10 protein-coding genes are annotated in these 11,843 nt (G+C 28.8%); 9 read left to right on the top strand and 1 reads right to left on the bottom strand.

Annotated features, from left to right (window positions below):
- Positions 1–155 precede the first annotated feature (155 nt).
- Entirely contained in the window at positions 156–1,193 is a 1,038-nt protein-coding gene (locus CD31_RS00700) for a tyrosine-type recombinase/integrase (protein WP_036074978.1), read from the top strand.
- Positions 1,194–1,332: 139 nt separating this feature from the next.
- Here the strand turns inward: CD31_RS00700 and CD31_RS00695 are convergent, their stop codons facing one another.
- On the bottom strand, positions 1,333–1,689 hold the full coding sequence (locus CD31_RS00695) for a helix-turn-helix transcriptional regulator (RefSeq protein ID WP_036074977.1): 357 nt from the start codon (positions 1,687–1,689) through the stop codon (positions 1,333–1,335).
- A 135-nt stretch (positions 1,690–1,824) separates the two neighbouring features.
- Here CD31_RS00695 and CD31_RS23180 point away from each other — a divergent pair, with 135 nt between their 5' ends.
- From CD31_RS23180 to CD31_RS00660, 8 genes are all read left to right on the top strand, one after another.
- Positions 1,825–1,992: a hypothetical protein gene (locus CD31_RS23180; protein WP_156113253.1), complete on the top strand. Its 168-nt coding sequence runs from the start codon at positions 1,825–1,827 to the stop codon at positions 1,990–1,992.
- An 85-nt stretch (positions 1,993–2,077) separates the two neighbouring features.
- Positions 2,078–2,674 carry a hypothetical protein gene (locus CD31_RS00690; protein ID WP_036074975.1) on the top strand — a complete coding sequence of 199 codons (597 nt, stop codon included), beginning with the start codon at positions 2,078–2,080 and terminating at the stop codon, positions 2,672–2,674.
- Positions 2,675–3,517: 843 nt separating this feature from the next.
- The gene (locus CD31_RS00685) at positions 3,518–4,729 is read left to right on the top strand and encodes a hypothetical protein (RefSeq protein WP_140423014.1); all 1,212 of its coding nucleotides are present in this window, start codon (positions 3,518–3,520) and stop codon (positions 4,727–4,729) included.
- 448 nt (positions 4,730–5,177) lie between these two features.
- A complete protein-coding gene (locus tag CD31_RS00680) occupies positions 5,178–7,184 on the top strand; it encodes an ATP-binding protein (protein WP_036074973.1) in 2,007 nt (668 codons plus the stop codon).
- Positions 7,177–8,262: a hypothetical protein gene (locus CD31_RS00675; RefSeq protein ID WP_036074971.1), complete on the top strand. Its 1,086-nt coding sequence runs from the start codon at positions 7,177–7,179 to the stop codon at positions 8,260–8,262. Before CD31_RS00680 ends, CD31_RS00675 begins: the two co-directional genes overlap by 8 nt.
- A gap of 448 nt (positions 8,263–8,710) precedes the next feature.
- Complete coding sequence (locus tag CD31_RS00670; protein WP_036074970.1) at positions 8,711–9,532, top strand: hypothetical protein; 822 nt, start codon at positions 8,711–8,713, stop codon at positions 9,530–9,532.
- A 335-nt stretch (positions 9,533–9,867) separates the two neighbouring features.
- Entirely contained in the window at positions 9,868–10,776 is a 909-nt protein-coding gene (locus CD31_RS00665) for a restriction endonuclease (protein WP_036074968.1), read from the top strand.
- A 122-nt stretch (positions 10,777–10,898) separates the two neighbouring features.
- A complete protein-coding gene (locus tag CD31_RS00660; protein WP_036074967.1) occupies positions 10,899–11,474 on the top strand; it encodes a restriction endonuclease in 576 nt (191 codons plus the stop codon).
- The last annotated feature ends 369 nt before the right edge of the window (positions 11,475–11,843 follow it).

Below are 11,843 nucleotides of genomic sequence, written 5' to 3'. Positions count from 1 at the left end.
AGCGCGAAATCGGCTTATTCTTCGGTGAAGATTTAGTTTAATTTCGAATCTAGAAGCGTAGCGAAAATAACTACGAATAGAACTCAATAAAAAAATCATCTATTTTTCCGATGTAACTTTTACCTTCTAACAAAAAATGTTAGGGGGTTTTTTATTTGTCAAAATCATTCAATAAAGTTAACACAAACATTGATTTAAGCTTATTGACTATCAAAACTGAAAAAGAACCAAAGAAAGAAATGGTGACAAAAATCAATAACTCAATAGTTAAAATGGATACGTTTGATGAATTGGACAACAGAAATATAACCATTAAACACGCTATACAAATTTTAAATCAACAATGGCGACTAAACGGATTAAGAGCAAGAACGATTGATAGTTACAACTATAATTTTAAGCGATTTGTTGAAGTTACTAAAGTTGAATATCTCCATGAAATCAACAATGAAAAAATTTATCAATATTTATCAAGTTTCAAAAATGCAAAGGACACATCTTTACATGGTCGTTTAAAGCAAATTAAAGCCGTTTTAAGCAAGTGTCACGATAATGGTTGGTATAACTCAAAGTTTTGGACAAACATCAAAATAAAAGTAAATACAAGCGTTAAGGAAGCTACTACGGAAAGCGAACTGGCACTTTTGTTATCACTTTTGGATAAATCAACGTATTCAGGGTTACGTGATAGTATAGCAATTTTACTTTTATACAAAACAGGTATTCGAATTAAAACATTAGGTGCGTTGAGAGAACAGAATATTGATTTTGAAAATATGCTTTTGAAGTTACAAGGAGAGATAATGAAATCGCATAGACCATTGATTCTCCCTTTAGATGATGCAATGTGTACTTTATTAAGAGAGCTAATTTCAATAAATGATGATATTAGGAAAGAACATAGAGAAAAGAATGATTATATTTTTCTTTCAAACATAGGTGTACCAATTTCGAATACAGTTTCACCGTCCAATTTAATTGCAAAAAATTTATGGGTATACAGTAAAAAGTGGAATTTAAAGAACATTAATCCTCATTCTATTAGAAGGTTGTATGCTCAGAATTTGGTGAAACGTGGGGCGGATATAAACTTAGTATCTCATGCACTAGCTCATTCTGACTTATCGACAACTACGAGATATTTGGGGTTAGATGTTGATACAGTAGCAAAGAATTTACGTGATTTTTTATAACATATACTTCTTAGTTAGTTAGTTAAAAGTCATATACAAGTCAATGATAGCGAAAATTTTATGTTTACAAAGCCCGCTTCTAAAACTACTTATATATGTCTCTAAACGAGATGAAAAAATAGGGCTACTAATGATAGCCCTATTCCTTGGTTTGTTTATTTTTCCTATTATTTTGGATTTTCAGTAGCTCATCAATTTGTTTTAACACAAATTCTTGATACTCAGGATTTAACTCTTTGAAAATTGTCATAGCCATTTCAAATTTAGTATCAGCAGGGCTTTTAAACATCTCACCTTCACCAGTGTTTAGCCAATTTTCATTCACATTGAAAGTGATACAAATCAATCTGATGATGCGGTCATTTACCTTTCTATGCTCTAATTCAATGCCTGCTATATGACTATTGGATATTGAAATAGCTTTAGCAAATTTGGCTTGCGATAAATTCAGTTCAGTCCGTACTTGTTTAACACGTTGATTGATAGTAGTAGACAATAGATATCACCTCGTTAGTATTCAAAATAGCATATATCCACTCACATTGAAAGTAGATATAAATAAAATGTAGTTGAATTACTCTCTATGTAACTATATAATACTCTCATAAGGTGTGACGAAAGGAGGGGTTTCATGGAAAACGAAGACCAATACAAGCAACTAGAGTCCAGCTTTAAAAGGTTAGATGAAGAAGGAAAGGGTTATATACTTGGTATTTTACAGGCACTAGAGTTTGCCCAAACGAATCAAGTTGTGGGTGTAACCAAGCCTAAGAAAAAAGATGGCGAGAAAGAAGATTGATGGTACATATACAGCTATATGAGTGTTTGTCTTAATTGAAGCGGGTCATAGGGTTTTCAATAATGAAAATTACAGGAGGGGAATAATGTTAAAAAAATTAGGAGTTCTATTATTACTAGGTGCGACATTAACAGGGTGTGAAGGGGCGACTATTGATGAAGATAGTAATATTATCGAGGTTGCCGAGAAAGAAAATGATTCTACAGTTGTGCCAGAAGGTGAAAGAGAAGATAAGGCGAATACTGAAACCATTGATACAATAACACAAACAGCTATAGATTATAATAGTGTCGATTATATATTAAGTTATATAGATTTTATGAAAGAAGTAACAGAATCTATTCTTGTTAATGAAGAAACAATAACTAATATGAGTAAGAGTATTAATGAAAATCCACAAATTATCAACGACAGTAAATTTAGAACTACTGTTAGTGAATTAGTGGATGTAATGAACAAGGTTCATTTGATTGTAGTAGAAACTATACCTCCAAATGCGTTTAAAACCTATCATTCACTAATGTTAGGCTCACTAGAAGAATATAGTAAAGGTGCAAAGCTGTTTGAGGATGGTATCTTAAATGGTAAATCAGAACTGGTTAACGAGTCTTTAGAGAACTTTGTTATAGCTATAAAACTCTATAATGAAGCGTCCGACGAACTAGTTAGAGTTTCTGAGTAATAACTTTTATAATCTAGTTGTAATTCAATTCAATTATAAAGCGATATGATATTCTGTGGTTTTCAAATATACAAAGTTTAAGCTCATCTGTAAGCTGAAAAAAGAGTCTGTCAGCCACGCAAATGTATGAAAAATACGTCACGTGCGATATTGAATAAAAAAATGTTAATAGAGATGATTTCTACGTGTGAGTAGTACGGGGGTATTAAAGACCAAATAGGTTGATGTTTATAGTCAAAGAGATGATAGCACTTCCGCTCCTGCACATAGTTAGGGATTCTAAAGCGTCAAATACTTCCTTTGTATTTGGCGCTTATTTTAGTTTATAAGTTGGGTGCTAGCTGTCTATCTAATAGATAAAATTGAGTTTTTATCAACTACAAATATTCATACTGTATAATATCCAAAATTGGGTATTTTTTATAAAAAAATGAACGTAACAGGGTAAAGTGGATGAAAAATAGAAAAAATGGTATAATTAAGGTATAAATGGTTGACTATTTTTAAGTTTTCGTGTATATAGTCAACTGTATATGAAGGTGGGGGATAAATCAAAATTATTGCAATATGATACATAATTTCAAAAAGGTAAATCAACGTTATTCGCTTTGCTCATAACTTCATGAGATTGATTTTGAAAAGCAAGCTTGACAGCTCGCTTTTTCTAATTAACAGAAACATAATCGTAATTGAAAAAGTATTAATCACACAGACACAACGTAGTTGTGTTTGTGAAGACGGTAAAACGGAGCGGTAGCGGAGATTTAACGGCTAGGAAGTCTAAAAAAGAAAAAAATAAGGAAAACTCGATACCTATATATAGTTATAATTTATATAGGGGGCATGTTTTCCTTAAAATTTAAAAGGAGCAGGATAGCAGTAGTGGAAAGAGAGTACAGATACAACGTTGAGAATGCTACAATACAGTTTGGCACTGAAGCAATTAAAAACAGTTTTGAGCGAAAAAAAGCAAAAAGTGTAAAAGGTAAGGGGAATCTGGATGGCAGAGAAACAAAGCAGGTTATAACTGAAATGCAAAGGTACTTTGATTCGGTTGAAATTGAAGGAAAAGGTGCAAACAGAATTTTTGTTTGTAAAGGCAAACGTGAACAAGTATTGGATAAAAAAGATTTACAGAATTATTCTAATTGCGGTCAAGGGCAAATGATTTATAGAACAACTTTAGAAGAATTAATTTTAATGTATTTGAAATATGGAAATAGGAAATACCTTACAACTACGACTAGAAAATTAGCATATGAAATTGGAGCAATTACAAAGGAAATGTATGAGTTGAGCAGATTAAAGGGACAAGGAGAAAGAAACGATTACCACAAAAAATTAACGGAGATTGAAGCTTTCACAGGGGTCAATTATAGTCTTTTATTTGATGTTGTGAACAGGGAAACAGAGAGGGTTTTAAAAAATATAGAAACCATTCTTGATGATTTAAATCTACGTAACATCATTTATTATGTACCTGTAACAAACGGTGTAATTGAAGGAGAGCGTGGGGAGCCAGAAGAACATGAAATGTTAGACCCTTTGCTAGTTGCTGAAATAGTTTCAAAACAACGTGAGCTAAGGGAAAAACATAATGTTGAATATAATGATTTGCGTTTTAGGTTAAAAGATAAACGTGTCCAAGCCTATAAAAAAGAAGAACGGAAGTATTTGAAAACACTTGGCTATACACGTATTTATAATACAAATCAACTTGTGCCTAAAGCTTGGGATAAAGAAATTGAAAACTACTTTAAAAAACGAAAAGAATTAAAGGAAGTCTTTATGTTAGAGCATAGAGAATTTGCTATCAAAAAGGCAAAGAACAGAAATAATGACTTTTTTAGTAAGCCTGCCAGAGTAAAAAAAGCAATAGAATCATTTGGTGGAAAACCAAAACCAAAATTTAATGAAACTGAATATGAGAGAGTATTCGGTACAAACTTGTTGGAAATTGATTATATAATCCAATTGAAATATTCTAACATCTACTCTAAAGAATTTGGAGAGTTGTTAAGGTTAATGCAAGTATATAATGCAGTAGATAATTAAAATATAAATGGATACAAAAGATATGATGTCTTGGAAATTTTGATTAGCTTTATATAAAAACACAAAAACATATATAATGCGAATCAAGCATTTCAAACACAAAGCTTATTCAGCCCTTACAATGATGTGAGGGCTTTAAAGTTAAATGATCACCACTATTTTAGTAGTAAACCCTTGTTATTATAGTTCTCTATAACGGAATATGAATGTATTCTTAAACTTCTCAAATTCACGATTTTTGCCACCTTTCTGGTTTGGTGTAAATCATTGATAGGGTATGTTTCTTTAGAGAAAATTTTACACAAAGAGTTGCGCGTTTTTTGATTATAAAAGGGATGCGATTGGCGAAATAGTAAAGGCAAATTTCTGAAATAAAGTGTATTATGATAAGAAAAGGTAAATAAATTCATGATGTATAAAGAGAATTATTTATGGAAGAAGTGAAAAGATGAAAATAGAATACATATGGTTTAAAAAATATAAAAATTTATCAGATATAGAAAGTAACTTTGGTGGAGAGTACATATTTCAATTTGATAGAGAAAACAAAATAAATATTTTTAAGAATGAAATATACATTGAAAACTTTTTTAAAATAAATAAACAGACAGAAAGTAAGGTGAATATAACAGCAATTGTTGGAAAGAATGGGGTAGGTAAATCAACAATTCTAGATTTTATTTCTGAATATATAAAGGAAACAGTAGTTTTGAATGATTATATTATAATTTATTCATATAATAATCAATTTTATATTAGTTATCAATTTGATCACGACATAATCTTTAATAATTTATCTAACCAGAAGGTAGAAATTAAATCAAAAAATTTCTATTCATCTGAACACATGACGTTATTCTTTTCTAATGTTTTTGATGTAAGACATATTGGGATGAGTAGCGAAAGTGATGAAGTAGATTATAGAAATATATCAACAAATGCCTTAATTGGAAGGTATGATACTATTGAACAATTTTTAAATAACGAGTTTGAGAAACAAATTTTCTTTTTATATGAATATGGTAGTGAATTGGATGTACTGAAAATCATAGAATTTCCTGAAAAAATTAAGCTTGAATTAGTATATGAAGATTTAGAGTATACTACTGTTTGGGAAATTGCTGAAAACGGTAATATTCCAATTAATTCCACAGATAATACCGCAGAATTATTATTTAACCACAGTACAAAAAATCCTTTTTTATCTAACCTTCTTAGGATGGTTGGACAAATTTATATATACATGCTAAATAAAAAGCTTCAAAAATATGAGAAGATACATGAATTTGAAATTAATATAGAAGATATATATATGTATTCAAGTTCTGAAGATTATTTAGGTAGTGAAATAGAATTACCAGAAAAAGAATTAAATAAGGCATTTAGAAAAGAAGTTGGTGATATTGATTTTGAAGAAATAGATGAGTTTGATATAGAAACTGAGAAAGAAAATACTAAAAAAGGGATTAGAAGACAAGGAAATAATATACTTGACTATTTTGTAGATGATATTTTAGATACTTTAGAAATTGAAGGGTTAGAGGACTCATATTTAAAAGTGATACAAAGTGAACTTCGAACTATAGAGAATAATTTTAAAGAAATTTTTGAAATATTCATTAAAGCAGAGTATATAGAATTCGATCCGGGGGATATTAACTATAGTAAAAGACAGCTAGATAAAATTAGAGGTAATATGTCCTATATAAGAACAAATAATGTAGATATTCGTAATCTAATTAAAACATATAGAAAAATCTTTGATGAAATTCAAATTATTCGTTTTTCATGGAATGAAATAAGTAGTGGCCAATATGGATTATTAAGTTTATTTAGTAGATTTAATGATATAATTAAAAATTTAGAAAAAGAAGCTAATGACCGTAAACTGAAAATGATGCCTACATCATATTTAATATTAATTGACGAAGGGGATTTATATTTTCATCCCCAATGGCAGAAAGATTGGCTTTATTATTTTATTCAAATGCTAAGTATAGTATTCAAGGTTGATACACAAATTATATTGACAACACATTCTCCTTTAGTTTTGTCGGATTTCCCAAACTTTAATGTAGTCTTTCTCAATGAATCTAGTAAAGTTATTAATTACATAGAAGGTAGCCCAAGAACATTTGGTGCAAATATAAGTGAATTATTTACAAATTCCTTTTTTATCAGTGATGGACTAATTGGAAAATTTGGTAAAATGAAAATAAACAATTTTACTAAAGAGTTATTAAAAGGAACGCATAGAGAAGTTTATAAAAATAAAGAATATAATGAAAAGTTTATAGATTTAATTGGGGAACCATTAATAAGGGGGAAGCTTACTGAAATCTATAGACAAAGAACAAATTTGTATACAGCTGAAAATGTAGAAGACAGAATACTAAAACTAGAGAATGAACTGAAGAAACTAAAGGGTATTAGAGGAAATTTAGATAATGATTGAACTTAATTTAAACTCTTCAATTATAGAAAAACATGAGAACTGGATTTTTGGAGACAACAAGAATAAGAGTAATAGACTTTATCAAAAATTAAAGAATCATGTTGAAACAGTAAAAGATGAGGATGTAAAAAAAATATTAAAAAGCATTTTTGGGAATCTAAAAAAAATTATTATTGGAAATCACTACACTTTGGATAAAATTAGAAAGGATTTCGATATAAGTATAAATCTATTAAGAAATAAAGAGTCGGAAAGGAAACATAAAGTTTATGGAAAAGATTTATATATTGGTGATAAGGAATTACAGCTTTATAAAATCTTAAAAGAAATATTTGTTGAAGACGAATATAAATATTTTTATAGTTCACCAAATTGGAATGCCTATTTATTTCATGAGGAACTGAATTTATCTATTTGTCCATATTGTGGTACTCAATTTATTTTTTTATCTAGCGGTAATGAAGGCAATACTAGGGCTACTTTAGATCATTTTTTTGATAAAGCTACATACCCATTTTTGGGCGTTTCGATATATAATTTAGTGCCCTCTTGTAAAGTTTGTAACTATGATTTTAAAGGATCCACAACTATGGATTTAGATAATAATTATATACCATACGAAAAAGACATAACAAAACATATTAATTTTAAAATAGAAATGTTAAATAAGATTAATGAAAAGGTAACTCCAATTAAAACAGAGAATTCAGATACCCAATCAGATGAATGCGAGATTGATTATTATTCTGTTTTAACAGGGGCTAGCAATGACTTTAATATTTTGATTGAAATAGGGGAATGTAGTGATAATGTTAAAAATAAAATTGAAGGAAATTTAAAGATATTTAATTTAGATAAAATATACAATACATACCATAGAGACTATGTGCGAAGTCTAATGAAAAAAGCCTATATTTATAACAGGGTATATAGAGAAGGGTTAGTTGATAATTTTAGAGTTTTTTTTGAAAATGAAACTGATTTAAAAAATTCCTTATTCTCAAAGATTGAAGATGACCATAATATAATTTTAGGAAAGCTTACTAGAGATATAGTTTTAGGTGAATTGAATTTCTAATAAGAAAAATAGTTACCATTAAATCGCAACTATTAAAAGAAAGGTATGCTAATCTTGCAGGCGGGGCTAATAGCATTGATAGAAATATTGAAAGAACCTTTGATAAACTCACAGATTAAAGATACTTTAAAATAGCTCAGGGGTTGCAAAATTATTTGAATGTATACCTAGATATATAGAAAAAAGCTTCACTTTTATATTTAATGCATTCTGTTACCTGAGCAGGTAGAAACTTGATATAAGGCTATCGCAAGGTTATAGAATGGTTTGTGAACGTTCCTGTCAACTAACTGAACAATTGACCAACTGAATTACAATGAGCGTAAAGTGCAGACAGGGAGTAATAGAATAAGAGTAGTAAGCGGGATAAACTAAAGATTAGAATATGTTCCTTGGTCTAATGAATTGAATTTAATATGTTATTTACTCAAAAAAGTAAGGTGAATTAATGAACGAATTAGCTACCCTATTAATTGAGACGATTAAGGGTTTATTTGGAGAAGATAAAATCAGTATGATATTTTACTTTGGCATATTATTGGTATCTGTTTTGTTATTTAAGGAATTTAAAAATAAAATTTCTGAGGAAGCGAAGAATAAGAATGAACAATTAGATATTGCTTTGAAAAATATGCTGGATTTGAAATTCGAATTAATTATTTATAAAAATTCATCTAAGGCACAGGAAGATTATGATAAATTAAAGAACAAATTACTAAATTCTTTTCCTTATGTATCTTATAAATTAAGTCGGGAGTTACGAAATGTTCACAATAATATTTCTGATTTAAAGATTGATGAATTAGCTACTATATTAGATAACGAAATAGATGGTTTGAAATCTAATCAAGATAGTTCCGTGGTAATGATTAATAGTTTTAATATTTTAGATAATATAAGTTACATATATAGAATGAGGTTACATACTATATTTATGTCAACTACTATGACTTTTATGGCATTATTGTTTATATTAATATTTGGATTTTTGTATTTTGCACTTTCTAATGTGGATTCAGGATTAAATCAGTATTTTTTGATACAGATATTAATAAATCTAGTAATTTTCTTTTTCTATGTTTTACTTGTTGCTAGTCTTTTTCAAGAAGAAAAAATTAAAAAAGGGTTATGGTCTTGGCTATATATCATTGTATCCATTATCGTGTCTATAACTCTGATTTCTTTATATACAAAATGGATGTGGCTAGGGGTGATCCACTTTGTACTATTTTTTGGTATGGTGTTTTTGCTCAAAAAAATTGTAAAGTAATTAAGATTGGTTTATCTTTGCACTTAATAATTTAGTTTATAATGATGCTATATCCTTTAGAGGTAATAAATAAAGATTATAATAAACTCTCTGTGAACGGTACTGGGATTTTTATTTACATTGACAATTTATTTGCGATTTGAATTGTTATATCATCAAATCAAAATATTTGTGATCAAATAGCAGAACAAGGAAATCTTTAGTATAGTTTAACAGTAGTTCTAGGACGTAATAAATCTATGAATTACTCCTTTGTTAAAAGTTTTCTAAGTTTATTTGGTATAATATTATAATTATGGAAAAAATTTAATTTAACTATATTGGTGGAGATAATTATGAAACAACAGATTTCTTATGAGATTTTGGAACAAATGATTCAATGTTTTGGGAAGTGTTTTCATTATAAAGACTCAATGGCATCATTTATGAGGTCCTCAGATGTACCCAAGATAGTGATTGATAAATATAGAGATTTACCAAAGTTTGTTTGGGCAAGGAAAGTGTTAGAAGAGTTGTCTGTTAATGAAAATGATTTAATAATACAAAGAAAGTTGTTAACTAATTTATGTAAACTAAGAGATTTACCTGATTCGGGTGTTTTAGATAGAAACGCTGGTTTGGATTCGTTAAGAAAACTAAAGAGACTTGCATATGAAAATGATTATCTTGTAAAAGAGGAAGATAATAAAAATATTATTCAAAAAAGGATCATAGAAGAAAAGCAGGCTTTAATTATGGAAAGGGCAAAAAAGCTTGAAGAATTAAGAGAAATATTTAATAACAATTTAATGACAAACAATCGCCAAAAAGCAGGTTATATTTTAGAGGACTTATTAAAAGAATTGTTTGAAATAAACAATATAGAATATAGAAAGTCATTTAGAACGATTGAAAATACTCAACAAATTGATGGATATTTTAAATTTGATAGCTTTGATTATTTAGTTGAAGCTAAATGGAGAAAAGATTATCCTAATGGTGCTGAAATTGCAGGGTTTCAACATAAAATAAATTCTAAAATTGAGAGTACTAGAGGGTTATTTGTCTCAATCAATGGTTTTAGAGAAGAAGTTATTAATGAGTTTAGAGGAAAAGGTTCTAATATTATCTTTATGGATGGTCAAGATTTAATATTAATCCTTGAAGGAAGAGTTAATTTAGATGATTGCTTAAGATTTAAAATTGAAAGGGCTGTACAAATAGGGGAAACATATTCTCCTCTTATTTTAAGTTCTATATATTAGATTTAAATGAAACGATTTCATATCTGCATTCTGTTATTTTTCATTAATTCATTTATTCTAGATAATTCTGCTAAAAAATCATTTTAATAATAACTGTATTAGTGACTAAAGGAGAGTAGGGTATGTTTATCCCAGTTAAAGATGCTTATTTAGAATTAACTCCAGAAGAGTTTGAGCGTTACTCATTAGACTTGTTATTTGAACAAACTAGGAATCTTGAAAGTTTGGTATTTGAACATGATAAAGTGATTGAAGCTTACGATGGTAATTATCAAATAGATGGTTATATAGAATTTACATTTATGGGGGTAAAATATAAAACACTTGTTGAATGTAAGCACTATAAATCAGCTATTACCAGAGAAAAGGTGCAGATTTTACATACGAAAATTCAGTCAATAGGAGCGCAAAAAGGAATTTTAATATCTACATCAAATTTTCAAAGTGGGGCAATAGAATATGCAAAAATTCATGGAATTGCGTTAATCCAATTAACAGAAGCAGATATTAATTATGAAATACGAGATAGAATAAATGTAATTATGGCACAAGGAAGAAACCCATTTAATTATGGCAAGCCTTATTCTGGAGTACTAATTTCCAAGAGAGATGTAGGTATTACTTGTTCTTATCTGAGTAGAAGTAACACATCATTAGAAGAATTTTTAAAAATCCAAACTGAAAAGCAATCATATTAATGATTGATTGCTATTAATGTTTTGACAATAAATTGATGACAGAAGAATACAAATATAAGTGCATTTTGTTATGAAGAATCAAGCAAACATTCTGAGAGAAATAAATAATATCTCTCGCATGTCTGTATCTACAATCGGCTTCGGAAAACTCAGATGTATTTTCTTTAATCAAAACTTGCTAACTTAGCTATAAGTAATGTATAGTTACTAATTAATAGAAGGTAAAAGCTCAGTTCTAATTTAGTTTTTTTCGTTTATTTCAGAGAACTGGTGATATTAGTGATTTCAGAGGCGATAGTTATCGTCAATTTTCTTGGTAGTAACCCAGGTACAATCCGTGGTGACTACGCAACAACTGTTTCTCACAAC

It is taken from the genome of Lysinibacillus boronitolerans JCM 21713 = 10a = NBRC 103108 (assembly GCF_000772935.1).
Classification (GTDB): Bacteria; Bacillota; Bacilli; order Bacillales_A; family Planococcaceae; genus Lysinibacillus; species Lysinibacillus boronitolerans.
The sequence above is the reverse complement of the archived record's forward strand: the minus strand, read 5'-3'. Positions and strand labels throughout refer to the sequence as shown.

What these genes read in the sequence shown, in the direction of transcription:
- CD31_RS00675 (WP_036074971.1), top strand. Translation starts at nt 7,177, where the DNA reads ATGATTGAACTTAATTTAAACTCTTCAATTATAGAAAAACATGAGAAC.
- CD31_RS00660 (WP_036074967.1), top strand. Translation starts at nt 10,899, where the DNA reads ATGTTTATCCCAGTTAAAGATGCTTATTTAGAATTAACTCCAGAAGAG.
- CD31_RS00690 (WP_036074975.1), top strand. Translation starts at nt 2,078, where the DNA reads ATGTTAAAAAAATTAGGAGTTCTATTATTACTAGGTGCGACATTAACA.
- CD31_RS00680 (WP_036074973.1), top strand. Translation starts at nt 5,178, where the DNA reads ATGAAAATAGAATACATATGGTTTAAAAAATATAAAAATTTATCAGAT.
- CD31_RS23180 (WP_156113253.1), top strand. Translation starts at nt 1,825, where the DNA reads ATGGAAAACGAAGACCAATACAAGCAACTAGAGTCCAGCTTTAAAAGG.
- CD31_RS00685 (WP_140423014.1), top strand. Translation starts at nt 3,518, where the DNA reads ATGTTTTCCTTAAAATTTAAAAGGAGCAGGATAGCAGTAGTGGAAAGA.
- CD31_RS00665 (WP_036074968.1), top strand. Translation starts at nt 9,868, where the DNA reads ATGAAACAACAGATTTCTTATGAGATTTTGGAACAAATGATTCAATGT.
- CD31_RS00670 (WP_036074970.1), top strand. Translation starts at nt 8,711, where the DNA reads ATGAACGAATTAGCTACCCTATTAATTGAGACGATTAAGGGTTTATTT.